The following is a 26,988-nucleotide window of genomic DNA, read 5'->3' as shown; positions in this document are numbered from 1 at the left end:
GACATAATTAGTGAAATATCGACAGAAGATTGTTACCACAAATGCAAAGCAAGAAACGAAAGTGCCCATGCAAATATGCCGAACATTACAAAGAGCCTAAGAAAAGTTTCATATTTTGTAAGCTTTCGTTCTTTTTTTATTTTACCTAATTTCCAGTAAAGGGCGTAGCCGGAGAACAATAAAATTATTTGTCCCAGTTGTGACACGGACTCTAAAAATTCTATACCATTCATTGATTTCACCTCTTATTTAATTATCGCAGGCGGAAAATCCTTTTCCAACAGTTATATAAAAATTAAGCAATCCGTAATATGTCTAATGGTATAAGAAATGATGTTTCCCTTATCCAGTTTTTAATTTAACGAAGAAGAACTTTTTTACTAAATCTAGATAAGGCGGAAGGAAAGATATTATTTAAGATATCCTTCATAGCTTTCTTTTGTTCAGACAAAATGGTTTTTGATTTTACATATGTGTTAGCCAGGTCGTGTTCTAAGAAGGATTCTTCTATGTAAACACAGATAGCCCGAAACGCACCTTTTGCTGGGAGAACTTACTATCTTCTAAATCAGCTGAGCTTCGAAGGCCTTGTATTCTTTTGCATATTTATCTGTTTCGGAAACGTCTTTGCTTCAAATACTTTAATGTGTATCCTTTCGTTTGAAATGTTTTAACAAGATATTACTATGAAAAAATGAAGAAAAAGTTAGTGTGCGATTCAAAAATAGAAAAATAGTAATTAAATATGAGTCATTTAGCCAATTTAAGTGGTTGAAATAATATTGATTATATGCGGGGATAAAGAGTCGTATCCTACGTTTGCCACCTAATTTAAGAGGGCTGTTAATGCAAATAATAATCTAGAAAGGAGATGTAAAGATTTTCAAAAATTCCTTTATATGATAATATCAACCTACAGAAAAAAAGACATACAGGTAGACCCGTACGTCAAAATAATCATCTGTAGTTTATCATATTACAGGAGAAAAAATATATATGTTCTACGGGTCATCCTAAAGAGGAGGACCAAAAATGGAGAAAAAACCGGTAACAGTTCTAGGATATGAAATCTGTACACCTAAGTTTACAGGGGATAAGTGGGATCAAGATAGGTTTGATAGTGAACTCATGGAAACATACTTAAAATTAATCTTGGAAGTTGATATTAAAGAGAGAGCTTTTAGAAATAAAAATAAGATGATTAATCTTCAATCGATAAATCAATCAGAAGATGCTGATTTTTTGGAAGGGATTTTTTTCACTGCAAAATATGGAAAAGAACAAACGATAATTGATGTTCCTAATCAAACTGAAGCAGGAAAAAAAGAAAAAGAGCACGGAGTAAAAAATGAGGTTTATTTTCTAATTCATAAAAAAACAGGATTACTTTTAATCGAGAAAGACTCTGAAGGTGTTGCGCGTGCTTCAATGATTCGAAAATTCTTTAGGTACCATAGAGAATTAATTTATAATTATATTGAGACTTTCAATAAAGAGTATTCTCCGATTAAAATATGGAAAAATAGCTTTTATAAAATAAATTCTTTACCTAGTAAAACATTTTTTGAAGAAATTGAAGAGTTTTCTACAATTAAAGATGCCTATTATTACAAAGATGTTAATGAAGGGGCAGGTGCAAATAACGAAGCAGCTGATTTGATGTACCACTATAATAACGCTACAGAAAATGGGATATCAGGTGTAACACGAGTTAAAGTTTCTTTTGAGAATAAAGTGAAAAAAGGCTCAGTAAAACATGTGGCAGCATATTTCAAAAAACTATTTGAGTCTCAAAATTATGATGGAATAGGTGTTAGTGGTCAATTGAATTCTGGGAGACAAAGAACGATTGAACTTGAAAATATTCAGAGAGCATTTGATATCGGTGTAGAACATAATGAAAGTGGAAATCCTTCATTGAGGGACTTAAATAAAGAAATGGTTAAAATCTGTAAAAGAGATAATCCTTTAAAGTACAAAAATGATATAGAACAATTTGAAGGAGTGTTTATTAATGAAACAGAGGAGGATCAAGCGGGTTAAAGAAGAAAGTGACAACATAAACAGAGATATATTTGAAATAATAAAAAAATACAAGAAGTATACAACCAAAAAGGAATGGATATTTTATTTATTGACCATTTCAATTACTTCTTTAATAATGTTTTTATTAATTAGTATTTTATGTGACACTAATAAAAATCTTCTAAACTCAATTAATGAAATTACCACAGTTTCACTTACAATTGTTGCAATAATAACGGGTTTCAATACGACTTCTTTGTCGGTAATAGCATCTAGTAACAATAAGATATTAAGATTTTTGAAAAGTAAAAAAATAAGTAACGGTAAGAGTGCCAACGACACAATTTTACAGCAAATATTAGTTTTTTTCTCATTCTCGATGGTCTATGGATTATTAATTTTATTTATCGGAATCTTAATTATTTTAGTTTTTAAGTATCTGTATAATTTAGAAAGTTTCCCAGCTTATCTAGAAGTATTATGGTTAAAAATTTTTCTTTTGATATTCGGTTTCTTATGGTTAGCTTTAATTCTATTTGCTTTAGTAACGTCTATTAGAAATGCAAGTCTACTGTACAGATATGTCTTGTTCGTGGCTGATTATGAGGAGAATAATTGACTTTATGTAATTAAATGTTTTTCAGATGGGGACAAATTGGGGACCAATTTGTTCATTTTCGCATCAGAACATAATCGCTACCTTGATAGGATAGAGGTCGCTGGTTCGAGCCCAGTCGGAATCATAGCTTAAACCCTTGCTGTGCAAGGGTTTTTTACTTTTTATAGGGGCTGTCGGTTTATTGATGCAGTATATGATTTAAATGAAAACTCAGGAATAATATTGAGTTGAGAAGATAAAATAAAAACCCCATTTCCAAAATGGGGTTATTTCTTAATATCATATTAAGTTGCTGCTCTATCTGCGACCTTATAAGTGGACTGCTCAGAAAGAGCGTATGAAGCGCTGGATACTCCAACAATGCCAAGCAAGAGCGCTAAACAAATTGCAATTTTACATTTTTTCATTTAAATGTTTCCCCCTTTGAATTTGTTTACGTGCTTCAATTGCCATTTGATAAAAATCGACCGCATCATGTCTGTCTTCTTTGTTGGTCAAAAAATCAGCAACAGCAACAGCGTATTCTTCCATATCACCATAAAGGTTTTTCTCTTTGAAGAACTTGAACACTTCTCTAAGTGTTTGTAAGTCAAATGATAAATAAAGACCTTTAATCAGTTTTAATTTCTCGGTTACTTCCTGGTTGTTGTGTCGGGCAGCAATCTTCTGACCTTCCTGGTATAATTCTAACGCAGCCTTTAAATCATTCTTCTTTGCTTTGACATACGCCAGATTAAAAATCGCTTTCGACTCATAAATGTGCTTTCGATTCTTATGATCATAGGCGATTTGAAATTTTTTTCATAATTGTCAAGTTCTTCAAGATTATTATAACATAATCCCACATTAAAATGAGCTGAACCAATTAAATGTTGTTCCCCTATTTTTATAGCATCATTTAAGGCTTTTTCAGCTGTTTCTAAAGCGTCCTCATAACACATTTTATCTAGCCAGTTCCCAAAGATAACAAACTGACATTGGACCATTTCCTTGCCATATGTAAGGTTCCCCTGAGCATCTTTTTGCTCTTTAAATATAGAGTATGCTCGCTGGGCATAGTTCATTGAAAAATGAGTCTCTTTCATATAGTAATAGACTTCTGACATTTTGAAATAGAACTCTGCCTTATCTGTATTTGCGTTTTTATCTAATAAATCAAGATATTTTTCGGCTTCGCGATAATATGTTAAAGCAATAACTAAATCTCTCGTTCTAAAATGATACATATCGGTAAAAAAATGATAATAGAACTCTATTGTATTGGTGAGGGATGCACTCGAAGTCGTCTAATGATTTATAAATAGCATCTATCTTTTTCAAGAAAATGTTATAATGAAAAGCCATAAAATGATAGGAGGGGGAATTTCGATGCATTACATAACGGCATGTTTAAAAATCATCAGTGATAAAGACCTTAATGAGATAATGAAGGAATTCAAAAAACTTGAGGAAGAAACGAACAAAGAAGAGGGTTGTATTACATTCCATGCTTATCCGCTTGAGCCATTAGAACGTAAAATAATGCTTTGGGAGATTTGGGAAAACGAAGAAGCTGTGAAAACCCATTTCACGAAAAAACACACAATAGACGTTCAAAAACAAGAATTAACGGAAGTAGAATGGTTAATGAAAAGCAATGTGAATGATTGAAAAGGCGTCTTCAAAAGAGACATTCAAAAACTAAGAATCGGAAAGTTGTTGGCGGATTGTTGTCCAACTCCGCCAACAATATCATGCGGAGAATTAAATACATATTCTTAATAATAAGTTTAAAAGCTTGGAGAAAAAAATGAAAAAGAAAACCACAATTATACTTTCCCTTTTAGCAGCACTTATAGTTATATTGATAGCACTACCGGTTCTATCTCCTGTTGTTTTTACAGCTGCTTCTGAAAAAGGAGCAATCAGACACGAAATTTATAAAAGAGGATATCCCTATCAAAGCTACTTTGCAGTTCTTCAAAAAGAAGGTGACAATGAATCTGGGAATCTTTATTATGTAAATTGGCTAGATTGGAAAGATGAAACTGGACAAACGCCTCACTTATGCTATTCAAAAAAAGCATCAGATGGTAAATATAAAGTAGACTGTGGAACCGGGCCGTAAAAAATGCCCGAGATGGAAGGTCTGCGGATACTGATCACTGGACAGAGAACGCTGTGCTTTGGTTGGTGTCCGTTTTTTATTTCGTATACTAAGTTGACATAAAACGAAAAAAGAAACTATCACAGAATCAGATCGTTTCTAGCAGTTAACTCAAAATCATAAAATCCCTTTTTTCCGGAAGCTTCGGTAAAAAACGAAACTTTTGTCTCTATGATTTTATTTTATAATGTAAACGGTTTCTTATATAGTATACTTATACTATCAATTTGCTCAAGTAGATACTGACAGGAAGGATAGAAAAACAGATGGAATACATAAATACAAGACAAAAAGAGATTTTGTATCTGTTGTTATCTGAACCTGATGACTATTTAGTTGTGCAAGATTTCGCAGATAGGGTACAGTGTTCTGAAAAAACAATCCGGAATGATTTGAAAGTGATCGAGGATTATCTCAATGAGCATTCTCATGCACAGCTTATTCGAAAACCAGGGTTGGGCGTTTATTTACATATAGAAGAACAGGAAAGGACCTGGCTAAGCCAACAATTACATACTGAACATTTTTCTTCTAGGCAGCGGAGCGATGAAGAAAGAATGCTGCACATTGCTTATGACTTATTAATGAATCCGAAGCCTGTTTCCGCAAAAGACATTGCCGCTCGGCATTTTGTCAATCGATCTTCCATAAAAAAGGATTTATACGCAGTAGAAGAGTGGCTGAAGCGTTTTGATCTCACACTGGTTTCTAGGCAGCGGCTTGGATTAAAGGTTGAAGGGAACGAAAGAAATAAAAGAAAAGCATTGGCAAGAATATCTGATTTGATAGATAACACGGAGTTTACTAGCCAATTTATTAAAAGTAAGTTCTTAAGTCATGAAGTAGATTTTGTGACGAAAGAAATCAAATCATTACAAAAAAAGCATTCTATCTATTTCACAGACGAAACGTTTGAAAGCTTGCTGCTGCATACATTGTTAATGGTCCGCCGCATCAAAATGAAGCAGCCGATTTCATTGTCCCCAAAAGAAATGGCGGCAGTAAGAAAGAGGAAAGAATATCAATGGACATTTGCTTGTTTACAGCGGCTTGAACCGGTTTTTGCAATCCGCTTCCCTGAAGAAGAAGCCGTGTACTTAACATTACATATATTGGGCGGTAAAGTTCGTTATCCATTGCAGACAGAAGAGAACCTTGAAAATGCTGTGCTTCCTAAGGTTGTAGGGCATTTAATCAATCGTGTTTCAGAGCTGAAAATGATGGATTTTCATAAGGATCAGGATTTGATCAATGGTTTGAACATTCATCTCAATACTGTGCTACAACGGCTGAGCTACGATCTTTCTGTAGCAAATCCTATGCTCAATGACATCAAAAAGATGTACCCTTATTTGTTCCACCTTATCATTGATGTTTTGGAAGATATCAATCAAACTTTTGATCTTCATATTCCTGAGGAAGAGGCAGCATATTTGACATTGCATTTTCAGGCAGCGATCGAACGGATGCAGGGCAGCAGCGAAACACATAAAAAGGCGGTTATCGTCTGCCACATGGGGATTGGGATGTCACAATTGCTGCGGACAAAAATTGAACGGAAATGTCATCAAATCGCTGTAATGGCCTGTATTGCAAAGGCCGATTTAAAGGATTATATCAAAAAGCATGAGGATATTGATCTTGTCATATCCACCATTGCGCTGGAGAATACAACGGTTCCCCATATTGTTGTGTCTCCGCTTTTAGAGCCTGGCGAAGAGATGAAATTAAGTGCGTTTATACGTCAGCTGGGCGAATCACACCGCCAAAAACAAAAAACGTTTCAGATGCTGAACAATACGACTCCTTTTTTGGTTTTTTTGCAGCAGGAGGCGGAGCATCGCTACAAGTTAATCGAACAGCTGGCGACAGCTTTGTGTGAGAAAGGCTATGTTGATAAGGACTATGCGGTTCATGCGGTGATGAGGGAAAAAATGTCGGCGACAAATATTGGATCAGGCATTGCCATTCCTCATGCAAACGCTAAATTTATTAAACAATCAGCAATCGCGATTGCCACATTAAAGGAGCCGCTTGAATGGGGAAATGAAAAAGTTTCGCTCGTTTTTATGCTGGCTGTCAAACACGAGGATCAAACCATGACAAAGCAGCTGTTTAGCGAGCTTTCATATCTTAGCGAGCAGCCGGCCTTCGTCCAGAAGCTGACGAAAGAAACAAATGTCATGACATTTTTATCTCATTTGGATTATTAAAAGCAGGGATTATTCCTTGCTTTTTTTGTTATAGGGAAAAATGCCTTTATTACCGGAAGCCTATGGTAAAAAAAGCGATTTTAATGAGCTGATTTCGGTATACAGTTGAGACAAGATCTTATTATTCACACTTTAAAGGAGGTTTCCTATGAAACTGTTAGCGATTACATCTTGTCCGAATGGAATCGCCCATACGTATATGGCAGCGGAAAATCTGCAAAAAGCTGCTGACAGACTGGGCGTTAGCATCAAAGTTGAGACCCAGGGGGGAATTGGTGTCGAAAATAAGCTAACCGAAGAGGAAATTCGCGAAGCGGATGCAATCATTATTGCTGCAGACCGCTCGGTAAACAAAGACCGGTTTATAGGCAAAAAACTGCTGTCTGTGGGGGTACAGGACGGCATCCGCAAACCGGAAGAATTGATTCAAAAAGCTCTTAACGGGGATATACCGGTTTATCGTTCCGCTTTAAAATCGGAATCCGTCAATCATCAGGAGAAGAAACAAAATCCAATTTACCGTCATTTAATGAACGGCGTTTCATTTATGGTTCCTTTCATTGTTGTCGGCGGATTATTGATAGCGGTTGCATTAACGCTTGGAGGGGAGAAAACACCTAAAGGCTTAGTTATTCCGGATGATTCCTTCTGGAAAACGATTGAACAGATCGGCAGTGCTTCATTTTCATTTATGATTCCGATTTTAGCCGGCTATATCGCCTATAGCATCGCTGATAAACCGGGGCTTGTGCCAGGGATGATCGGCGGATATATTGCGGCGACTGGAAGTTTTTATGACAGCGCAAGCGGCGCCGGATTTCTCGGGGGGATTATTGCCGGGTTTTTGGCCGGATACGCTGCACTCGGGATCAAAAAATTAAAAGTTCCAAAAGCCATCCAGCCGATTATGCCGATTATTATTATTCCGGTGTTTGCATCACTGATTGTAGGTTTAGCGTTTGTGTTTTTGATCGGCGCGCCTGTAGCTCAAATTTTCGCCTCTTTAACAGTTTGGCTGGCGGGGATGAAAGGGTCGAGCTCGATCCTTCTGGCATTGATTTTAGGGGCAATGATCTCATTTGATATGGGCGGTCCCGTAAATAAGGTGGCGTTTCTGTTTGGATCGGCAATGATTGGAGAAGGAAATTATGAAATTATGGGACCAATTGCTGTCGCCATTTGCATCCCGCCGATTGGTCTTGGCATTGCGACGTTTTTAGGAAAAAGAAAATTCGAGGCATCTCAAAGAGAAATGGGGAAAGCAGCATTTACGATGGGACTCTTCGGCATTACTGAAGGAGCGATTCCATTTGCGGCGCAGGATCCTCTTCGAGTCATTCCAAGTATTATGGCAGGTTCTATGACAGGTTCTGTGATAGCCATGATTGGCAATGTGGGAGACAGAGTGGCGCACGGCGGACCTATCGTTGCAGTGCTTGGCGCAGTTGATCATGTCTTGATGTTTTTTATTGCTGTGATTGCAGGATCTCTTGTCACTGCTCTGTTCGTCAATGTACTAAAAAAGGATATTACGGCGTCTCCTGTGCTCAGTGAAACTGCACCGCCCTCCGCGCCAAGTGAAGCTGCGGCAGCAAATGAAATAAAGCAGCCAAATCAAAGCCAAAAAGCTGAGATGTCGGAAATCAAAAAACTGACAGATATTATCAGCCCGGAATTAATTGAACCAAATTTATCGGGGGAAACGAGGGATGACATCATAGATGAATTGATTCAGAAATTGTCCCGAAGAGGTGCGCTGCTTTCAGAGAGCGGGTTTAAACAAGCCATTTTGAATCGTGAACAACAGGGAACAACGGCGATCGGCATGAATATCGCAATTCCGCACGGAAAGTCTGAGGCGGTCAGGGAGCCGAGTGTTGCCTTTGGGATCAAACGATCAGGCGTTGATTGGAATAGCCTGGATGAATCAGAAGCTAAATTAATCTTTATGATTGCTGTACCGAAAGAGAGCGGGGGAAACCAGCATCTCAAAATACTGCAGATGCTATCTCGAAAGCTAATGGATGACAATTATAGGAAGCGGCTGCTTTCCGTGCAAACAACAGAAGAAGCCTACAAGCTGCTGGAAGAAATCGAATAAAGCGGGGGATTTTCATGACGACTGAACCGTTATTTTTCAAGCCTGTTTTCAAAGAAAGAATTTGGGGCGGGACCGCTTTAGCTGATTTTGGCTATACCATTCCGTCACAACGAACAGGAGAGTGCTGGGCTTTTGCCGCGCATCAAAATGGTCAAAGCGTTGTTCAAAACGGAATGTATAAGGGGTTCACGCTCAGCGAATTATGGGAACATCACAGACATTTATTCGGACAGCTTGAAGGGGACCGTTTCCCTCTGCTTACAAAAATATTAGATGCTGACCAGGACTTATCTGTTCAGGTGCATCCGAATGATGAATATGCCAACATACATGAAAACGGTGAGCTTGGAAAAACAGAATGCTGGTACATTATTGACTGCCAAAAAGATGCCGAGATTATTTATGGCCACAATGCAACAACAAAGGAAGAACTAACTACCATGATAGAGCGTGGAGAATGGGATGAGCTCTTGCGCCGTGTAAAGGTAAAGCCGGGGGATTTTTTCTATGTGCCAAGCGGTACTGTTCATGCGATTGGAAAAGGTATTCTTGCTTTAGAGACGCAGCAGAACTCAGACACAACCTACAGATTATATGATTATGACCGAAAAGATGCAGAAGGCAAGCTGCGCGAGCTTCATCTGAAAAAGAGCATCGAAGTGATAGAGGTCCCATCTATTCCAGAGCGGCAAACGGTTCACCATGAACAAATTGAGGATTTGCTTACAACGACATTAGTTGAATGCGCTTACTTTTCGGTGGGGAAATGGAACTTATCAGGATCAGCAAGCTTAAAGCAGCAAAAACCATTCCTTCTTATCAGTGTGATTGAAGGGGAGGGCCGTATGATCTCTGGTGAGTATGTCTATCCTTTCAAAAAAGGAGATCATATGTTGCTGCCTCACGGTCTTGGAGAATTTAAACTCGAAGGATATGCAGAATGTATCGTCTCCCATCTGTAACATAGCAGGGCTTGAGAAATAAATTTGCGAGTGAACACTCCTATTCTCCAGCAATGATCTAAATAAAATAAGAGTTTAATAGTTGGAGAAGAAATGTTACACTCTTTTCTGTATATGGTAAAGAATGAAAAAACACGATTCGGTTGGTAGTCCGGATGCATGATTGAGAATGTCAGTAACCTTCCCCTCCTCGGGATGTCCATCATTCTTTAATATCTTTTATGAGGAGGGAATCGTTATGAAATTAACGATTTACTACGATGGTCAGTTTTGGGTAGGCGTTGTTGAAGTTGTGAACAATGGAAAGCTAAGAGCCTTTCGTCATCTTTTTGGCAAAGAGCCGAGGGATTCTGAAGTATTAGAGTTTGTTCATAACCAACTTTTGAATATGATGGCCCAAGCTGAGCAGGAAGGAGTGAGTTTACAAGGCAGACGTCAAAAAAAGATCAATCCAAAAAGATTGCAGCGCCAGGTTTCAAAAGAGTTGAAAAACGCCGGAGTAGCTTCTAAAGCTCAAGAGGCGATAAAGCTAGAGCTTGAAGCAAGAAAGCAAAAGAAAAAACAAATAATGAAAGAACAACGAGAACATGTAAAAGAGCAAAGGTATATGCTCAAAAAGCAAAAAGCGAAAAAGAAGCACAGAGGTAAATAATCCAAACAAAAGCAGGCGCAGTGCCTGCTTTTGTAATTAAGAACTCTACTTTGTAACATATATCCAATGTTTATAATCCGCTGATTTATGATCCAATATAAACCCTAACTTCTCCAAGGTTTTTTGTGAGCCTAGATTATCATGTTCGCATCTTGCGGTGATCCGGTTTACTGTTTCTTGGCTTAATGCCCAGTTTATTAGTTTTTGGGCGGCTTCCACACAATAACCTTTGCGGCGATGACTTTTATTTGTTGCAAAACCGATTTCAATCATGCCATTTTCGTCTGGTTCACCTAAAAATCCAGTTCCCCCAACAATTTCATGACTGTCCTTCTTTACAATAATCCATGAATCAAATCCTTTTGTTCCATTGTTTTTGACTAAAATCTCGCGGAAATAAGGTATCGCTTCAAAAAAATCAGAATTTGGCCATTCACCATTTGTTTCATAACCTAAGTTTTTGATACCCTGATGATCTTGTTTAGACGCGGCGTCAAGAAGGGGAATATCAATCGTTTTTAATCGTAATCGATTCGTTTCAAGGAGAACCATATATCTAATCCTCTTTTCTTTTTTACTGGGAATAATGATAACATATAACAATTTCCTCTGATACCTTGGCAGTAGAGAAAGATGAAGAAATTGAGGGGAATTGAAAGATGACAGGTAAGAGTTTGCCCAGACCAAAAACGGGTAGGAAAATGCCGATGTTAATGTGTCCCTACCCGTTTTTTTTCTGTTCCTGAATGCAGGGTTTCTGATAACATGTTGTGCTACCTTTTCGCAATCAAATAAAGCGATATGGCTCTTTGGGTTTGCACAGGATTATGAATGATAATGACCCATTGGTTTCTTCGTCTTGGAAAGCTTGCTACCGCATACAATGGAGCAGTATCGCGCGGAGTGAACCCGCCATTTATCACGTTGATATCTCTTCCTTCAAGATGACAAACTAAGTATTCACCTGGATTGATGACCTGTTGGTTCGTCCATGCGTAAGAATAAAAGCCGTCTCCAAGATCTTCGGTGGAAGATGGGGGGACAAAGCCATCTACAGTCAATGTGATTTCTCTTCTTCGCTGTCTTTCTGAAAAGTCTGGACTTCTTTGAGGGTTATGAGTATGTGAAAAGTAAGGAATTAACGCAGGGCCATAAAAGTAATGATACAAAGCAACCACTCCTTTATTTTCCATTCATACAAATTGTATGTGGGAGTTATTTGTTCATTCCTGTTTTGTTCCATGTAGACTAATAATGGGCTATAGGCGTCCAAGGTAATCAATTTGTCCTTTCGTTGATTCAATGCTAGTAACCTTGAAAATGCAGGTTAGGATGATAGAATTTACATATTACTGCAAGAAGTTAGACATACATCATTTTGATAGTGGGTGAAAACGATGGCGAAAAAAATAGCAAAAACAAATGCGGTTCGTCTGATAGAACAGCAGAACATCTCTTATGAGTTATTAGGGTATAAAACAGACGGCCAGCCTGTAGATGGCATCTCTGTTGCGGAAAAAATCGGTTATCCTTTGAAATTTGTATATAAAACGTTGGTGGCAGCAGCAGGAACAAATCATTATTATGTCTTTGTTGTACCCGTTGCAGAAGAGTTAGATGTAAAAAAGGCAGCAAAGGTGACAGGGGAAAAGAAAATAGAAATGATTGCAATGAAGGAGCTATTAGCGGTAACTGGCTATCTTCGCGGCGGCTGCTCGCCAATTGGCATGAAAAAATTGTTCCCGACCTATATTGATGCATCTGCAGAAACGCTTGATTTTATCATTGTCAGTGCAGGGAAAATCGGTATGCAGCTAAAGTTGGCGCCACAAGATTTAGCCAAATCATGTGATGCCGCATTTGCAGAAATTGTATAGATGCAGATATAGGGGAAACGAAAAAGCTTAGTCATATCGATTAAGCTTTTTCTGCATCTCTTTCAAATATGATTTCAAAATAAGCAGCTGCCCCATACCCATCTATACTGGGAGCGAAAATCTGAACAAATCTCCAGCCTCTTTTTGCATAATCATGGATGATTTGCTGGTAGTCTTCTTTAGGTCTTCTTCTCATCGTACTCAGCTCAACTCTTACGAATTCATATTCTTTCATCGTTTAATCCCTCCTAATAAGGTATACGTAAAATGGAGCAAGAAGTTCCGAAAACCTAGGTTAAGAGCCGAAAGTATATTTCCCTCACTAAAACAAATACATTTATGCCAGCTGCCTGTATGCATCTGGAAAGAGTTAAGGGGCTATAAAACGAATGTCACCGGGTCAGCAGTCCAAATGAATCTCTTGCTTATTGCATTTGACTGAGTATATAAGTAAAAAAAGAGCGGCCAGAACATATAAGAAGGAGATGATCATTAACGCACTCATAACAGGGTAATGTTTAGCGGAGTAGATGAAAAAATCAAGCTGTGAAATTTGTTTGGGGCTGCTGACGGCATCAATTCCATTTAGCAGTTTTGAGAGTTTAGCAGTATAGTTCCAATCAAATCGATCTGAAACAAGCTCGCTTCCTTGATACCAATTAACAGCAGCTAAAAACAGAAATACCATAATAGAAAATCCAAGCTGAACAACTAAAAATATTCCCTTCACTTTTGTATGACCTCCAGATCTATGAATATGGGAAAATCAAACAATATATTATCACCGTATGGGTTATTCTTGCAATTTCACTTTCATGCAACTCAAACGCAAGTCTATTTTTTTGTTTGTTTTTGGCTTATAATACCTGATGATGGAAAAAGAATGCGGGTTTATAGATTAGAGAAACAAATGTATTTCTTAGCATTTTTTATTTGTGGAGAGAGTATAGAAGCATTCGATTAGATCTGCTTTTTCACAGAAACGGTTTTCATCTGTTTGCCTGAGCTTTACAATTGGCTGGCAAAAAAACAATGATTTCTTTCAATCAAAACATGCAACGATGCGACACATTTTATATCTTTATGACTTATCTCATTGCCTTTAAGTCATCCTATCGAGAAAGCGATGGTATTTTATGAATAAAGAAACCCTAAAAAACATACTCATGATTTTTTCAATATGCGCAACCCTTCGAGAAACTGATGGTATGCGCATAGCTGATAGCTGGATTTTGAGTGAGATTATACGATTTTTGATTTGCATGGCTGTGTTTTTTGCCGTGACATTTCTATTAGATGCTGTTTTTTCAAATAAAAAAGAGTCACATTAATGTGTGGCTCTTTTTGCATCATCTGATCAGAAACATCATAAATGAATCGATCATCATGATGAAGAACAGCAAGCAAAAATAAATAAGCGAGTAGACAAACATATCCTTTGCCCACTTCACGTCATCGTCTGTTTTGAATCCTTTGATGCTTTTTTTGATCCATATGCCTCCGAGAACCAAGGCGGCTAAGAAATAAAATGGGCTTATATGGCCGGTGCCGAGAGAGAAAGGAAATAATAGCGTGACCGGCACCAGGACGGCAATATATTGCATCATTTTTATTTTTGTTACATGGTTGCCTTTGACTACTGGCAAGAGCGGAACGCCAGCGGCACGATATTCCTCTTTGCGTCTTATCCCAATCGCCCAAAAATGCGGCGGCTGCCACAGAAACATAATCGTGTACAACAGCACTGCTGTCATACTGAGGTCACCGGTTACGGCACAATACCCCATCAATGGCGGCGCAGCACCTGGAAAGCTCCCGACAAATGTGCTCCACACAGACGTTCGTTTCACCCATACCGTATAGATGATCGCATAAAAAATAAAGGCGGCCAGTCCGAGAAAGGCCGTTAATGGATTGAGGGAATAAAGCATGGCAAGACCTGCGATTCCTAAAACAGAGCCATATGTTAAGATCATGGCTGGCGGCATTTTCCCTGTGACCGAGGCCCTGCTGCGAGTGCGTGCCATTTTTGCGTCCATATGCCGATCAAAATAGTTGTTATAGACAGTGCCGGAAGCCATCACAAACGCGGTTCCCAACATTGCTGTCACCATTGTCATCAAAAAAGCCATTCCGGTTAACGTTTTTTCTGCGCTTGCAAACGCGATCCAAAATCCGCCGAAGGCTGCTATCGAGTTTGATATGATAATGCCGGGTTTTGCAAGTTTGATAAAATCGTAAATGGTTACCCGGTTCGAAGCTTTTATGTATTTTGTTTCAGATATGGCTGCAGAATCTCTTGTATTCTCCAAAAATAGACGCCTCCCCCTAAAACTGCATGCTTTTGTTATCGTAACAAGAGGGGGACGGAATCACAATTATTTCCTATATTTGTCATGATATTGTCATTTTTAAAATAAAAAAATGGGGAGCTGGACTGCCCCCATTTTGATATGCGGCGACTAGTAACCGTAACCTCCGCCATATCCTCCGCCATAACCGCCGCCGTAACCGTACCAAGGGTAGTAAGGCGGTCGCGGGCGCGGGTAGTAATAAGGCGGGCGCGGATAAAACGGGTAGAACGGATAATAATAAGGCGGATAAAATGGCCGTCTCGGACGCGGATAATAATAAGGCTGTCTTTCATCATAAGGGGTAATTTGTTCAAATGGCTGTTCATTCAAAGGGTAATCCAAGAGGAAAACCTCCCTAGCTTTTTTTATTCCTTTTACCATATTCCTGATGCTTAAGTTGGGTGTATGTACATTCATGAAACTCGGTTTTTTTTATGATGAAATTCCTTAAAAAGGATTGACATGAACTTCTAAATCTCATAGTATTACAAATGTGAAATAAATGTTACTACAATGTTACAAGAACATTTCTAAATAGATACAGTTCCAACTGATGAAGAGTAAATCGAAATGGCTACGAAAGAAGGAGTTTTTGTTGTTAGCAAAAAGAATCAAATGGTTTCATGTATTAATAGCAGTTGTATGTGTGGTGGGCCTTATCGGCTTTTTCCATAATCATTCATTGAAAAAAGAAACGGTCATGAATAAAGTAAGAACTGATTCTCAATATGGGAATGTTGAGATCGCAACGCTTGTGAATGACGGGAAAACTTTTAATTACGCGGTTAACTATCCCGTTTTCAAAAATGAAAAAATGGATTCGGCATTAAAAAGATTCGCAGAAAAAGAGGTTCGTCAATTTCAAAAGGAAACAAAAGACGTTGACCAAGAGCATACGACAAAACGCAACGAATTAAATGTTGATTATAAAATTGTCCATTATGCCAAACAGACAGTGGCGATTGTATTTAATGAATATAAATACATCGGCGGGGCACACGGGCAAACCGTGAAAAAAACGTTTAACTATGATTTTAGTAAACAAGCGTTTCTTTCCATTGATGATATTTTCAAAGAGGACGCTGACTACTTACATAAGCTTTCGTTAATCGCTTATCATGAGCTGAAAAAGAATAAGGACATTGCAGCGGACGATGCACTGTTAAAGGAAGGGACGGCTCCGAAAAAAGAAAATTTCAGCCGCTTTGCCATCAAGGAGGATTATATCGAACTTTACTTTGACACATATCAGGTTGCAGCAGGCTATCTTGGAGAGCAATCGATTGCCATTAAAAAAAGTCTTTTAAAAGACATTCTGAAAGAACAATATATTGATAAAGCAAAAAATAAAAATAAAATCAAAGAACAAAAGCCGAAGCATGAAGTGATTTCTTTACCCAAAGAGGAAACGGTTGATCCAAATCAAAAAGTCATTGCGCTTACTTTCGACGACGGCCCGAATCCTGCGACAACAAATCAGATTCTAGACTCCTTGAAGAAATATAAGGGTCATGCCACGTTTTTTGTTTTGGGGAGCAGGGTTCAATATTATCCGGAAACGCTAATAAGAATGCTGAAAGAAGGAAATGAGGTGGGGAACCATTCATGGAGCCATCCGCTTCTCACAAGGCTTTCAGTGAAAGAAGCGTTAAAGCAGATCAATGATACGCAAGACATCATTGAAAAAATAAGCGGATACCGTCCGACGCTTGTAAGACCCCCATACGGCGGCATTAATGATGAACTGCGGAGTCAAATGAAAATGGATGTTGCGTTATGGGATGTTGACCCGGAAGATTGGAAAGACCGTAACAAAAAAACAATTGTTGACCGTGTCATGAATCAGGCGAGAGATGGAAGAACCATTTTGATTCACGATATTTACCGCACCTCTGCTGATGCGGCCGATGAAATTATGAAAAAGCTCACCGATCAAGGCTATCAATTGGTGACAGTTTCTCAGCTTGAAGAGGTTAAAAAACAAAGAGAATCGAAATAAATTAAAAAAGGCTGTCCGTACGGACAGCCTTTTTTCTATTTAATAAGAGCCTGTGGTGGCCCAAACATTTAAGTTTGGTCCTGAATACTTGCCGAAAGCGTAAGAAGTCCTTGGATCTAAATCATATACCATCGGTGTATAGCAAGACTTTTGGCCGGCCACCGCTTTTCCATTGCCGCCTGCAGAATCACAATTATATCTCTTTCCGTCCGTGTTCCGGGTAATCTCCGCATTTGCTTCAAAGCCAGACGTCAATGTATTATTCATCGTGATTTTTGCCCAAGCCGTTTTACATGTACTGCTGAATTTAAGCTCGACTACTCCGATGACTTGATTGCTGGCATTCACTAAGTTTGAGGATTTTTTTGTAGAGCCGCTGGACGCACAATCATTGTAATAAGGGCTTTTTCCATCGTAGGCATGGGTTTCCGCATTGGCGGGTACTCCTTTGACGGCAAAAACAAATACTACTGCGAATAACATCAATAAAGCCTTCGTAAACAGTCTTTTCATATCCTTTATGACCTCCTTAATATGGCAAACAATAAATCATACGGAGGAACAATCAAAACATGCATGCTTTTTTGTGAACAATAAAGGCGGCCGGGAGGATGGAGTTATTGGCCGCCTTTGGTGTGAGGTTAAGCTTTTACATCAATAGTTTGTCCGAGAGTCGGATGCTGAATCATCTTTAAGGTTTGATCGGCATTTTGCTGGGCGGTGTCCAGCATTTTTTTCGTTAAAGCGATATTAACATTCTGGGCAAGGGATGCTTGATGCATCGCAACTGATAAAGCAGGAATATCCATCGTTCCACCTCCTATGCCTTACCTATCGGCGGCTTTGTATCATTTTACAGTGAAAAATGGCTTAATTTTCGCTGTTGACCCTTACGCTGCGGCATATCGTATGTTTTTGACAAGGAGGGAATCAGGATGAATCTTGTAATGGAAAAGACCTTTGAGCAATACGAAAAGCTGTTTTCAATGGAAGAACAGAAAAGAGAAGATGAATTTCGGTATACGATGATGAGGCCGTTTGAAAGGATGTGGACCGCCATCCAAGTTCCGCTGAAAGCGAAGGAGCCAAACGGCTATGATGTGATCATGGCTGCGAAAATGCTGGGCTATTTGGATGTCCGTGATGCTGAAAGCGGCCAGAAAGCACTGCAAATACTGAAAGAATCATATGTTTCAGAGACAGCTGAATCTGCACTTTTGCAATGCATATTTTTTGCTGAGCGCGAACAGCTGCGGGTGAATGCAGAGGAGATCAAATTCGGCCTTTATATCGCTGATCCAAATAAACTTCAGCTGCAAAAAGGCTACTGCGGGTTTGGCGGGATACCGGACTTTGTTCATGTATGGATTGATCCGAACCGTTATAACCTGCCAAGGATTCCTTCAATTATTGCTCATGAGTTTCATCATAATGTGCGGTTTTCGTATATAGATTTTCATCATGGCTCTGTAAGTGTCGGGGATTATCTTGTGATTGAAGGATTGGCGGATTCATTCGCCAGAGAGCTGTTTGGTACGGAACGATTGGGCCCTTGGGTAACTCGTTTTGATCATGAGGATTTGCAATATTCCATTGATGTGATTAATGAGGTGCTGGATGTGAAAGGATTTTCGGAAGTCAGCCGTTATATGTTTGGTGATCCAATTGCTAACGACCAAGGCTTTAAGCCTGCAGGTTTATCGGCTTTTGCAGGTTATGCGGTTGGATATCATGCCGTTCAGTCATTTATGAATCAACATCATATCACGATAAGCGAGGCCACACGTTTGGATGCGAAGACCATTCTTTCTCAATGCAGGCTGTTTTCTACATGAAAAAAGCGTCACATACAGCGGCGCTTTTTGATTCCCAAAACCAGCAGTTCTATGGCGGCACAGGCGGCAATTCCGATTGTATATGCTTCGATATCGCTCCATAAAAAACCGTACCCCAGTACAAGTCCGCCAAGAGAAGTATCCCTAATCTGGTCGATCCATTCGGCATGATAGAGCTGGCTGAATTCAATGACAAAACAGAAAGAAAGACTGATAATGCCCGTTATCATTGTCTTCAGCTTCCGAAATAGAAATCCGCATCCCGTAAAGATCATGGCGGCCCACAACGAGTCTCCCAGATAAGTATTGAGGGTATCAGGAAGAACACTGGAGAATGCTCTGGATCCAAGCCCCAGCCCAATGATCAGTATGGTGAAAACTACATATATCCAACGATTTCGCTTCATTGCGAATTGATACCCCGTCTCTGTTTCATCTCCCTGTATTGTAAGGAATATAGCTTTTATTTGTCCACTAAAAAAAGCGGCTGAATAGCCGCGTAGGGTGTTTATTTTGCTTTTAGGTTTACATGGTCGGCTGTCTGATCCGTGCCTATTACAAAATGGAGTTCATAGCGGCCTGTATCATATACATAATCGATTTCATCGGTAAACGGGACGGTTAACACCCGATTTGCTGGTCCTAATTGCTTCTGCAGCACTTCCGGCGTAACTCCGCCTAAATTCTGCTGCCGTTCCACCCCGGTTCCAAAGTAGCGGATTTCTGAAATTGTCATGTCTTTATGATAGGCAAATCCGTAGCCCGGCTGTCCCATATTCCAGTGATATAAATCAAATCGATTGTCTCCCCCGACTGGTCTTTCCGGTTCCCCAAACGCAGCATGGACATCGCCTTTTGTGCTTTTGTTAATGGTAAGGCCTTGCGCCTGCTGAGGCATTTCCCCTTTATAGGCGGTGTTATAGAGGTTTTTGACAAGCTCGGCGGCTGATTGATTCGTGTTTTCGGAGAGCGTGTTTGTTTGAGCTGCGGCCTTTGCCGGTGCTGAAAAGGACGCAGCCCCAAAGCCTGTAAAACAGCTTGTTATTGCTGCCGCCGCGGTAATAGCAGACATTGTCTTTTTCATGTTGATCCCTCCTTATTGATCTACCATTCCGTTTCCCTGTGTTTGTGCAATAAAACATGTGAGTGCGCTTTGTATGTTTTATTGAGTTGTTGTAAGGGAACTGAAATAGGTAATTCGGTATATAAAGCAAGAAAGGGGAATGGAGATGGCTGGCAAGAAAACAATCACAATAAACGGCGTTGAAATGGAAGCGTCCGAGGAACAGACGGTGCTGCAGCTTTTGAATAACAGCTCGATTGAAGTGCCGCAAGTTTGCTATCATCCAAGCTTAGGGCCGATTGAAACATGTGATACGTGCATCGTCAGCATCAATGGTGAGCTGAAGAGGTCGTGCTCCGCTGAATTAAAGGATGGGGATATCATTGATACGCTCTCGCCTGACGTGAAAAAAGCGCAAGTCATCGGGATGGACAAGATTTTATATAATCATGAGCTTTATTGTACAGTTTGCGATTACAACAATGGGGGATGCGAAATACATAATACGGTGAAGGAAATGAAAATCAATCACCAAAGCATTCCGTTTGATCACAAGCCATACCATAAGGATGAATCCCATCCGTTTTATCGGTATGATCCAGATCAATGTATTTTGTGCGGGCGCTGTGTTGAAGCATGCCAGGACGTTCAGGTAACTGAAACGCTGACCATTGACTGGGAGCGGGAACGCCCGCGCGTCATTTGGGATAACGACGTGCCGATCAATGAGTCGTCATGTGTGTCATGCGGCCATTGTTCAACGGTCTGTCCGTGCAACGCGATGATGGAAAAAGGAATGGAAGGGGAAGCCGGATATTTAACAGGCATCAATAACGAAACGCTGCGACCGATGATCGAGATCACGAAAGGCGTAGAGACAGGCTACGGCTCGATTCTCGCCATTTCTGATATGGAATCCGCCATGCGTGATGAACGAATCAAAAAAACGAAAACCGTCTGCACGTATTGCGGCGTCGGCTGCAGCTTTGATGTCTGGACAAAGGGCAGAGACATTCTGAAAGTAGAGCCGCAGGAGGAAGCGCCAGCCAACGGCATTTCTACTTGTGTGAAAGGCAAGTTCGGCTGGGATTTCGTTAACAGCGAAGAACGCCTGACAAAGCCGCTGATCCGTGAAGGTGACCATTTCCGTGAAGCAGAGTGGGAGGAGGCGTTATCGCTGATCGCCAGCAAGTTCACGGAATTAAAAGAGGCGTTTGGCCCGGATTCTCTCGCTTTTATTACATCTTCTAAATGTACAAATGAAGAATCCTATCTTATGCAAAAGCTGGCCAGAGGGGTCATTGGCACAAATAATGTGGACAACTGCTCTCGCTATTGCCAATCTCCTGCGACTGCCGGCCTGTTCCGGACAGTCGGCTATGGCGGTGATTCAGGATCAATTACAGATATCGCGCAAGCGGACCTTGTTTTGATTATCGGTTCGAACACGTCTGAGTCGCATCCAGTCTTATCCACTCGCATTAAACGGGCTCATAAGCTAAGAGGGCAGAAAGTGATCGTCGTGGATATCAGAAAACACGAAATGGCAGAACGCTCCGATTTATTTGTCCAGCCGCGTGCCGGATCGGATATCGTCTGGCTGAATGCGATCGCCAAATATTTAATAGAAAACGGCAAGGCCGATGAACGATTTTTGAGAGAAAGAGTGAACGGACGGGATGAATATGTAAAAAGCCTCGCGCCGTACACACTTGAATATGCCGAGGAGAAAACCGGGATTGATCGAGAAACCCTTATCCAAATGGCAGAGATGATCGGGCAAGCTGACAGTGTGTGCGCATTGTGGGCGATGGGCGTGACACAGCACATTGGAGGAAGCGACACGAGCACGGCGATATCTAATCTGCTGCTTGTGACAGGAAACTACGGAAAACCGGGAGCAGGTTCTTACCCATTGCGCGGCCATAACAATGTGCAGGGAGCAAGTGACTTCGGAAGCATGCCTGACAGAATGCCGGGCTATGAAAAAGTGACGGACGAACAAGTCCGCCAAAAATACGAGCGGGCGTGGGGCGTGCCGCTGCCGAAGGAGCCGGGTATGACCAACCACGAAATGATTGAAAAAATCCATTCCGGACAGCTGAAAGCGATGTATGTAAAAGGTGAAGAAATGGGCCTGGTGGATTCCAACATCAATCATGTACACGCCGCATATGAAAAGCTTGATTTCTTTGTGGTGCAGGACATTTTCCTTTCACGTACAGCGGAGTTTGCTGATGTGGTTCTTCCTGCGAGCCCAAGCCTTGAAAAAGAAGGAACCTTTACAAACACAGAACGCCGGATTCAGCGTTTGTATCAGGTATTTGAACCGCTGGGCGAATCAAAGCCGGATTGGCAGATTATTATGGAGGTTGCCAATAAGCTTGGCGCCGGCTGGCACTATGAGCATCCTGCAGACATTATGGAGGAAGCAGCCAAGCTGTCGCCGATTTATGCCGGTGTCACCTATGAACGTCTTGAAGGCTATAATTCCCTGCAATGGCCTGTAAACGCTGATGGAAAGGATTCGCCTTTACTCTTTACAGAGCGCTTCCCTTTCCCTGACGGCAAGGCCATTCTCTACCCTGTCCAGTGGACAGAGCCTGAGGAATTCGGTGAGGAATATGATATCCATGTCAACAATGGGCGGCTCTTGGAGCATTTCCACGAAGGGAATCTGACTTACAAATCAAAAGGGATTTCGGAGAAAACACCGGAAGTGTTCTTAGAAATTTCTCCTGAGCTTGCGGCAGAACGAGGGATTCAGGACGGAACCCTCGTCAGACTCACATCGCCTTTCGGAAATGTCAAAGTGAAGTGCCTGATTACTGATCGAGTCAAAGGGAAGGAAGTATATCTGCCAATGAACGATTCAGGGGAAGCGGCGATCAACCTGTTAACAGGCAGCCATGCCGATAAGGATACCGATACGCCTGCTTACAAAGAAACATCGGCCAAGATGGAAATTTTGAAGCACGACGGAATCAGCCCGATGCCTAAGATCAACCACCGCAACGGCAATCCGCAGCCGCAAATCGGTGTGCAGGTTCAAAAGAAATGGGCGCGGAAGGATTATATTTTCCCTGGTGACGCTGTGAAAAGGGGGATGGGCCATAATGGCTAAAGCGATTAAACGAATCCAAAAAATCGAGGTAACCGAGGAGGATCAGCGAAAGCGTGATTTGCGGGAAATTGAAGATGCTCTAATTGACCACAAAGAAGCGATTCTCGAAACATTGCATATGCTGGGCCATATGAACGAGCGCGGTGTCCTGCCGTTGCTCCGCGGCCTTTTTGGCCAAGGGGATAAAGTTCTTGATATCCTGGTGAAAAAGGCAGATACAGAGGAAACAGCCAATACGCTGAAAAATCTGCTTCTTCTGTTTGGGACACTCGGCATGCTGGACGTGAAGCAGCTGGAGCCTCTCATTTTGAAAGTGAATGCGGGTGTGGCAAGCGCTGTAGAGCAGAAAAACAGCGAAGAAAAGACAGGTTATTTTGATATTATCCGCTCGCTAAAAGACCCGGAAATCAACAAATCAATTACACTGCTCTTTTCCTTTTTAAAAGGAATGGGACAAGATACAAAGGAGCTGGAACGCACGACGCAGCCTCCGGAACACCAAAAACATCATCAGGAACCTCGAGAGAAAAGAGGAATGAATAAGCGAGATTGACCTCCCACCCGAGCGGCTTCAGCCAGCTCGGGTTTTTTTGTGAGGTGAGTCTTAGGAACTGGGATGAAAGATCTAATTTAGAAACAAGACAAAGTAGCTTTGATTTTGGAAAAATGATATGACAGCATAGGCCCGTCCAGTATTTTTTCAGTAGAGGATAGATATCTATATCATTGGCTGACCTATAATAGAATGGAAATGATAGAGTAATTTGTTACTTTGTTCTCTGTTAAGAAAAGGAAAAGCGTGATTATAATAGAAAACGATTACTTTAGATGGAGGAACAGCAATGAAAAAAGCATTATTCATTTTGTTTGTGCTAGCGATTGGCTTTGCGCTTTCTGCGTGCAGCAAGTCAAGTGATGCGTCAGCTGAGCAAAAGACAGCAAAGAAAGAAGCAACAGCAACGGAAAAGAAAACAGAGGGGAAAAACGAAACCAAAACGGATGAAAAGGTGCATAAAGTAGGCGAAACTTTTAAAGCTTCCAGCACAAATTTCTCGGTCAATAAAGTATATACGACGGCAGAACAAGGTGAATATAAGGCGAAAATAGGAGATAAAGAAAAAACAATAAATCAAAAGGAAGAATTTTTAATAGCTGAGGTAACGATCGAAAATACAAGCGACAAGCCTTTCAATTATACGAATGGCGGTTTTGAATTGAAAGACAGCAAGGATCAAACGATCAGAGCAAACATTGTATCTACTGCTGACCTGAAAACAAGCCTAAAATCAGGGAAGTTAGCCTCGGGTAAAAAGGTATCAGGCACAGTCAGTTTTGTGATTCCAAAAGGAGAAAAAAACCTTACTCTATCATATAATCCATCATTTTTAAATTTTGAAACAGAGGATATTACATATTTGGTAAAATTGAATTAAGGTATCTTTTGAGCATGTCACCGGTAGATCGGAGCATGCTTTTTTTATTTTAAAGACTTATGGTATAAAATGGTAGTGAGGTGATCGATTATGCAAACCAAATGGCTGGAACGGGCACAGCGGATTCGGGCAATCGCCCAAGCGGGGCTGGCTTTTTCCAAGGATGTGTATGACAGGGAGAGGTACGAAGAGCTAATGAAGCTCAGCGCGGAAATGATGGCGGATTACTCGGAGAAGGACATTGAAGTCATCACTGATTTATGGAATGGGGAGAGCGGCTATCCGACACCGAAAGCGGATGTGCGCGGCGCAGTATTCCGAGAGAATCAGATTTTGCTTGTCCGGGAGAAGCATGATGAGCTGTGGTCGCTGCCGGGTGGTTTTTGCGAGATTGGTTTATCGCCAGGTGAAAACGTCGTCAAGGAAATCAAAGAAGAGTCGGGGTATGATACAGAGCCGTCTCGATTGCTGGCCGTGCTAGACAGCCATAAACACTCCCATCCCCCTCAGCCTTATCACTATTATAAAATCTTCATCGCATGCAGCATGACGGGCGGGCAGGGGGAAACAGGGATCGAGACGAATCATACCGCTTTTTTTCCGGAAGACAGCCTCCCGCCGCTTTCTCCTAAACGAAACACATCCTTGACTTTTTGCGCCATCCGGACAAGAAAACGATATTTGACTAAAAAAGAAAGAGCCTATGGGCTCTTTCTTTTTTATAATGTAATGTGTTTTTCGTTGGCGAGTTTCAGAAGGGTCAAAATAGAATCGGCTTGTTTATGGCCGAGTTTTTGCTTTAATTTGTTTTCTTCAACTAATCGGCTGCCGTAAATTTTGACAGAGGCTTTGTCGACGACAGTATGCCAGTTTTCCTGTTTTTTTCCCTCAACAAGCGGTTTTTCATGTCTCTCAGAAAAAGAGAACACAAACAGTACGAATGCAAGTGAAAGTAGGATGCCGACAACTTGTTTTTTGTAATCAGTCTGTGCTGCCACGTTGTTCTCTCCTTCACCTTTTACCTTCTATTTAATCATAGAATCAGCTTATTTTACATAATGGGAAAGTCATTTTTGGAGTTAGTGCATTTGGTTGAAAACAGAGACGTTTTTTGAGCGGAGCGGTGCAATTGAATCCATATTGGATTTGCGTGCTTATGCCTAAGGTCACGTTGTGAGCCAAAACAGCAGTGCAGAATAGAAAAAAATTGAAAGATTATGGTAAGATGAACGAAATTCGAGGGGGAATATATGATGCCTGCATCGAACATCGTGATCGCCTGCCTGCTGTTATCAATTTGATTATTTGTGGTAGTCCCTCTCTTTTTCGAAAGCGGGAGGTGAAGTGGAACATTAATTGCTGAATTCTTTCAAGGGGAGTGACCATACATGAATGTGTTAAACCGCCGGCAAGCCTTGCAGCGAGCGCTGCTCAATGGGAAAAACAAACAGGATGCGTATCATCCATTTCCATGGTACGAATCGATGAGAGCGGATGCGCCTGTTTCCTTTGATGAAGAAAACCAAGTGTGGAGCGTTTTTCTTTATGATGATGTCAAAAAAGTTGTTGGGGATAAAGAGCTGTTTTCCAGTTACATGCCGCAGCAGACAAGCTCTATTGGAAATTCCATCATTAACATGGACCCGCCGAAGCATACAAAAATCCGTTCAGTCGTGAATAAAGCCTTCACTCCGCGTGTGATGAAGCAATGGGAACCGAGAATTCAAGAAATCACAGATGAACTGATTCAAAAATTTCAGGAGCGTAGTGAGTTTGACCTTGTGCACGATTTTTCATACCCGCTTCCGGTTATTGTGATATCTGAGCTGCTGGGAGTGCCTTCAAAGCATATGGATCAGTTTAAAGCATGGTCTGATCTTCTGGTCAGTACACCGAAGGATAAAAGTGAAGAAGCTGAAAAAGCCTTTTTGGAAGAACGAGATAAGTGTGAGGAAGAACTGGCTGCGTTTTTTGCCGGCATCATAGAAGAAAAGCGAAACAAACCGGCACAGGATATTATTTCTATTTTAGTGGAAGCGGAAGAAACCGGCAAGAAGCTGTCCGGTGAAGAGCTGATTCCGTTTTGCACGCTGCTGCTGGTGGCCGGAAATGAAACCACTACAAACCTGATTTCAAATGCGATGTACAGCATATTAGAAACGCCAGGCGTTTACGAGGAACTGCGCAGCCATCCTGAACTGATGCCTCAGGCAGTGGAGGAAGCCTTGCGTTTCAGAGCGCCGGCCCCGGTTTTGAGGCGCATTGCCAAGCGGGATACGAAGATCGGGGGGCACCTGATTAAAGAAGGTGATATGGTTTTGGCGTTTGTGGCATCGGCAAATCGTGATGAAGCAAAGTTTGACAGACCGCACATGTTTGATATCCGCCGCCATCCCAACCCGCATATTGCGTTTGGCCATGGCATCCATTTTTGCCTTGGGGCTCCGCTTGCCCGTCTTGAAGCAAATATCGCGTTAACGTCTTTGATTTCTGCTTTTCCTCATATGGAGTGCGTCAGTATCACTCCGATTGAAAACAGTGTGATATACGGATTAAAGAGCTTCCGTGTGAAAATGTAATAGATA

General features: G+C 40.9%; 29 protein-coding genes and 2 pseudogenes. 16 read left to right on the top strand and 15 right to left on the bottom strand.

Translation table 11 applies throughout. The annotated features are described in order from the left end of the window. Positions 1 to 32: 32 nt before the first annotated feature. Together ACQVGT_RS14280 and ACQVGT_RS14275 are read right to left on the bottom strand one after the other, a co-directional pair. Positions 33 to 233: a hypothetical protein gene (locus ACQVGT_RS14280; protein WP_015483099.1), complete on the bottom strand. Its 201-nt coding sequence runs from the start codon at positions 231 to 233 to the stop codon at positions 33 to 35. Positions 234 to 406: 173 nt separating this feature from the next. Beyond that, positions 407 to 514: pseudogene (locus tag ACQVGT_RS14275) on the bottom strand (T7SS effector LXG polymorphic toxin); the annotation flags it as partial. Positions 515 to 1,032: 518 nt separating this feature from the next. Here ACQVGT_RS14275 and ACQVGT_RS14270 point away from each other — a divergent pair. Beyond that, the gene (locus ACQVGT_RS14270) at positions 1,033 to 2,043 is read left to right on the top strand and encodes a hypothetical protein (protein WP_015383384.1); all 1,011 of its coding nucleotides are present in this window, start codon (positions 1,033 to 1,035) and stop codon (positions 2,041 to 2,043) included. Beyond that, the gene (locus tag ACQVGT_RS14265) at positions 2,015 to 2,644 is read left to right on the top strand and encodes a hypothetical protein (RefSeq protein WP_015483100.1); all 630 of its coding nucleotides are present in this window, start codon (positions 2,015 to 2,017) and stop codon (positions 2,642 to 2,644) included. The genes ACQVGT_RS14270 and ACQVGT_RS14265 overlap by 29 nt, the downstream gene beginning before the upstream one ends. 393 nt (positions 2,645 to 3,037) lie before the next feature. Here ACQVGT_RS14265 and ACQVGT_RS14260 read toward each other — a convergent pair whose 3' ends face one another. Together ACQVGT_RS14260 and ACQVGT_RS14255 are read right to left on the bottom strand one after the other, a co-directional pair. Continuing rightward, positions 3,038 to 3,175 (bottom strand): hypothetical protein, encoded by a 138-nt coding sequence (locus ACQVGT_RS14260; RefSeq protein WP_015483101.1) that lies wholly within the window; start codon positions 3,173 to 3,175, stop codon positions 3,038 to 3,040. Positions 3,176 to 3,342: 167 nt separating this feature from the next. Next, on the bottom strand, positions 3,343 to 3,729 hold the full coding sequence (locus tag ACQVGT_RS14255; RefSeq protein ID WP_236822439.1) for an SGT1 domain-containing protein: 387 nt from the start codon (positions 3,727 to 3,729) through the stop codon (positions 3,343 to 3,345). 247 nt (positions 3,730 to 3,976) lie between these two features. Here ACQVGT_RS14255 and ACQVGT_RS14250 point away from each other — a divergent pair, with 247 nt between their 5' ends. The 6 genes from ACQVGT_RS14250 to ACQVGT_RS14225 all read left to right on the top strand — a co-directional run bounded on the left by ACQVGT_RS14250 (position 3,977) and on the right by ACQVGT_RS14225 (position 10,718). Continuing rightward, positions 3,977 to 4,294: a putative quinol monooxygenase gene (locus tag ACQVGT_RS14250; RefSeq protein WP_015383387.1), complete on the top strand. Its 318-nt coding sequence runs from the start codon at positions 3,977 to 3,979 to the stop codon at positions 4,292 to 4,294. 139 nt (positions 4,295 to 4,433) lie between these two features. Continuing rightward, positions 4,434 to 4,751, top strand: coding sequence for a YjcN family protein (locus ACQVGT_RS14245; RefSeq protein WP_015483103.1), 318 nt, complete (start codon positions 4,434 to 4,436; stop codon positions 4,749 to 4,751). A gap of 305 nt (positions 4,752 to 5,056) precedes the next feature. Next, positions 5,057 to 7,003: a mannose transport/utilization transcriptional regulator ManR gene (gene manR / locus ACQVGT_RS14240; protein WP_015483104.1), complete on the top strand. Its 1,947-nt coding sequence runs from the start codon at positions 5,057 to 5,059 to the stop codon at positions 7,001 to 7,003. 148 nt (positions 7,004 to 7,151) lie between these two features. Continuing rightward, positions 7,152 to 9,104 (top strand): PTS mannose transporter subunit IIABC, encoded by a 1,953-nt coding sequence (manP, locus tag ACQVGT_RS14235; RefSeq protein ID WP_015383389.1) that lies wholly within the window; start codon positions 7,152 to 7,154, stop codon positions 9,102 to 9,104. Between the two features lie 14 nt (positions 9,105 to 9,118). Then, the gene (gene manA / locus ACQVGT_RS14230; RefSeq protein ID WP_015383390.1) at positions 9,119 to 10,066 is read left to right on the top strand and encodes a mannose-6-phosphate isomerase, class I; all 948 of its coding nucleotides are present in this window, start codon (positions 9,119 to 9,121) and stop codon (positions 10,064 to 10,066) included. Positions 10,067 to 10,235: 169 nt separating this feature from the next. Further along, a complete protein-coding gene (locus ACQVGT_RS14225) occupies positions 10,236 to 10,718 on the top strand; it encodes a YjdF family protein (protein ID WP_080030658.1) in 483 nt (160 codons plus the stop codon). 45 nt (positions 10,719 to 10,763) lie between these two features. Here the strand turns inward: ACQVGT_RS14225 and ACQVGT_RS14220 are convergent, their stop codons facing one another. Together ACQVGT_RS14220 and ACQVGT_RS14215 are read right to left on the bottom strand one after the other, a co-directional pair. Next, positions 10,764 to 11,270, bottom strand: a complete 507-nt coding sequence (locus ACQVGT_RS14220) for a GNAT family N-acetyltransferase (RefSeq protein WP_015383392.1) — start codon at positions 11,268 to 11,270, stop codon at positions 10,764 to 10,766. Positions 11,271 to 11,491: 221 nt separating this feature from the next. Next, positions 11,492 to 11,887: a hypothetical protein gene (locus ACQVGT_RS14215; protein WP_009967031.1), complete on the bottom strand. Its 396-nt coding sequence runs from the start codon at positions 11,885 to 11,887 to the stop codon at positions 11,492 to 11,494. A gap of 228 nt (positions 11,888 to 12,115) precedes the next feature. Here ACQVGT_RS14215 and ybaK point away from each other — a divergent pair, with 228 nt between their 5' ends. Next, entirely contained in the window at positions 12,116 to 12,595 is a 480-nt protein-coding gene (ybaK, locus tag ACQVGT_RS14210; protein ID WP_015483105.1) for a Cys-tRNA(Pro) deacylase, read from the top strand. A gap of 40 nt (positions 12,596 to 12,635) precedes the next feature. On the opposite strand, the gene ACQVGT_RS14205 is transcribed toward ybaK, so the two are convergent. The 4 genes from ACQVGT_RS14205 to cotT form a co-directional block, all read right to left on the bottom strand. Then, on the bottom strand, positions 12,636 to 12,830 hold the full coding sequence (locus ACQVGT_RS14205) for a DUF4177 domain-containing protein (RefSeq protein ID WP_003232825.1): 195 nt from the start codon (positions 12,828 to 12,830) through the stop codon (positions 12,636 to 12,638). Positions 12,831 to 12,995: 165 nt separating this feature from the next. Then, positions 12,996 to 13,325, bottom strand: a complete 330-nt coding sequence (locus tag ACQVGT_RS14200) for a YjdJ family protein (protein ID WP_003232822.1) — start codon at positions 13,323 to 13,325, stop codon at positions 12,996 to 12,998. A gap of 619 nt (positions 13,326 to 13,944) precedes the next feature. Next, complete coding sequence (cyoE, locus tag ACQVGT_RS14195) at positions 13,945 to 14,946, bottom strand: heme o synthase (protein WP_174616633.1); 1,002 nt, start codon at positions 14,944 to 14,946, stop codon at positions 13,945 to 13,947. Positions 14,947 to 15,057: 111 nt separating this feature from the next. Further along, positions 15,058 to 15,291 (bottom strand): spore coat protein CotT, encoded by a 234-nt coding sequence (gene cotT, locus ACQVGT_RS14190; RefSeq protein ID WP_014479515.1) that lies wholly within the window; start codon positions 15,289 to 15,291, stop codon positions 15,058 to 15,060. A 253-nt stretch (positions 15,292 to 15,544) separates the two neighbouring features. Between cotT and pdaC the strand changes: the two genes are divergently transcribed. Continuing rightward, positions 15,545 to 16,948: a peptidoglycan-N-acetylmuramic acid deacetylase PdaC gene (gene pdaC, locus ACQVGT_RS14185; RefSeq protein ID WP_015483106.1), complete on the top strand. Its 1,404-nt coding sequence runs from the start codon at positions 15,545 to 15,547 to the stop codon at positions 16,946 to 16,948. A 39-nt stretch (positions 16,949 to 16,987) separates the two neighbouring features. On the opposite strand, the gene ACQVGT_RS14180 is transcribed toward pdaC, so the two are convergent. Together ACQVGT_RS14180 and ACQVGT_RS14175 are read right to left on the bottom strand one after the other, a co-directional pair. After that, positions 16,988 to 17,461 carry a YjfA family protein gene (locus ACQVGT_RS14180; protein ID WP_015383395.1) on the bottom strand — a complete coding sequence of 158 codons (474 nt, stop codon included), beginning with the start codon at positions 17,459 to 17,461 and terminating at the stop codon, positions 16,988 to 16,990. 128 nt (positions 17,462 to 17,589) lie between these two features. Further along, the gene (locus ACQVGT_RS14175) at positions 17,590 to 17,757 is read right to left on the bottom strand and encodes a YjfB family protein (RefSeq protein WP_014476499.1); all 168 of its coding nucleotides are present in this window, start codon (positions 17,755 to 17,757) and stop codon (positions 17,590 to 17,592) included. 126 nt (positions 17,758 to 17,883) lie between these two features. On the opposite strand from ACQVGT_RS14175, the gene ACQVGT_RS14170 reads away from it, so the two are divergent. Next, the gene (locus ACQVGT_RS14170) at positions 17,884 to 18,783 is read left to right on the top strand and encodes a DUF2268 domain-containing putative Zn-dependent protease (protein ID WP_015483107.1); all 900 of its coding nucleotides are present in this window, start codon (positions 17,884 to 17,886) and stop codon (positions 18,781 to 18,783) included. Between the two features lie 8 nt (positions 18,784 to 18,791). Here ACQVGT_RS14170 and ACQVGT_RS14165 read toward each other — a convergent pair whose 3' ends face one another. Next, the gene (locus tag ACQVGT_RS14165) at positions 18,792 to 19,190 is read right to left on the bottom strand and encodes a ribosomal maturation YjgA family protein (RefSeq protein WP_041517813.1); all 399 of its coding nucleotides are present in this window, start codon (positions 19,188 to 19,190) and stop codon (positions 18,792 to 18,794) included. Positions 19,191 to 19,291: 101 nt separating this feature from the next. Further along, positions 19,292 to 19,867: a YjgB family protein gene (locus tag ACQVGT_RS14160; protein WP_015383397.1), complete on the bottom strand. Its 576-nt coding sequence runs from the start codon at positions 19,865 to 19,867 to the stop codon at positions 19,292 to 19,294. Between the two features lie 145 nt (positions 19,868 to 20,012). Between ACQVGT_RS14160 and fdhF the strand changes: the two genes are divergently transcribed. From fdhF to ACQVGT_RS14140, 4 genes and pseudogenes are all read left to right on the top strand, one after another. Further along, positions 20,013 to 22,970, top strand: a complete 2,958-nt coding sequence (fdhF, locus tag ACQVGT_RS14155) for a formate dehydrogenase subunit alpha (RefSeq protein ID WP_015483108.1) — start codon at positions 20,013 to 20,015, stop codon at positions 22,968 to 22,970. After that, the gene (locus ACQVGT_RS14150) at positions 22,963 to 23,523 is read left to right on the top strand and encodes a helical membrane plugin domain-containing protein (RefSeq protein WP_003232799.1); all 561 of its coding nucleotides are present in this window, start codon (positions 22,963 to 22,965) and stop codon (positions 23,521 to 23,523) included. The genes fdhF and ACQVGT_RS14150 overlap by 8 nt, the downstream gene beginning before the upstream one ends. A 289-nt stretch (positions 23,524 to 23,812) precedes the next feature. Next, positions 23,813 to 24,403 (top strand): DUF4352 domain-containing protein, encoded by a 591-nt coding sequence (locus tag ACQVGT_RS14145; protein ID WP_015383399.1) that lies wholly within the window; start codon positions 23,813 to 23,815, stop codon positions 24,401 to 24,403. 90 nt (positions 24,404 to 24,493) lie between these two features. After that, positions 24,494 to 25,092 (top strand): annotated as a pseudogene (locus tag ACQVGT_RS14140) (NUDIX hydrolase). A gap of 30 nt (positions 25,093 to 25,122) precedes the next feature. On the opposite strand, the gene ACQVGT_RS14135 reads toward ACQVGT_RS14140, so the two are convergent. After that, positions 25,123 to 25,401 carry a hypothetical protein gene (locus ACQVGT_RS14135; protein WP_003232791.1) on the bottom strand — a complete coding sequence of 93 codons (279 nt, stop codon included), beginning with the start codon at positions 25,399 to 25,401 and terminating at the stop codon, positions 25,123 to 25,125. Between the two features lie 390 nt (positions 25,402 to 25,791). On the opposite strand from ACQVGT_RS14135, the gene yjiB reads away from it, so the two are divergent. Continuing rightward, positions 25,792 to 26,982, top strand: a complete 1,191-nt coding sequence (gene yjiB, locus ACQVGT_RS14130) for a monooxygenase YjiB (protein ID WP_015383401.1) — start codon at positions 25,792 to 25,794, stop codon at positions 26,980 to 26,982. Positions 26,983 to 26,988 lie beyond the last annotated feature (6 nt).

The organism is Bacillus sp. SCT118, from assembly GCF_058566435.1.
The sequence above is the reverse complement of the archived record's forward strand: the minus strand, read 5'-3'. Positions and strand labels throughout refer to the sequence as shown.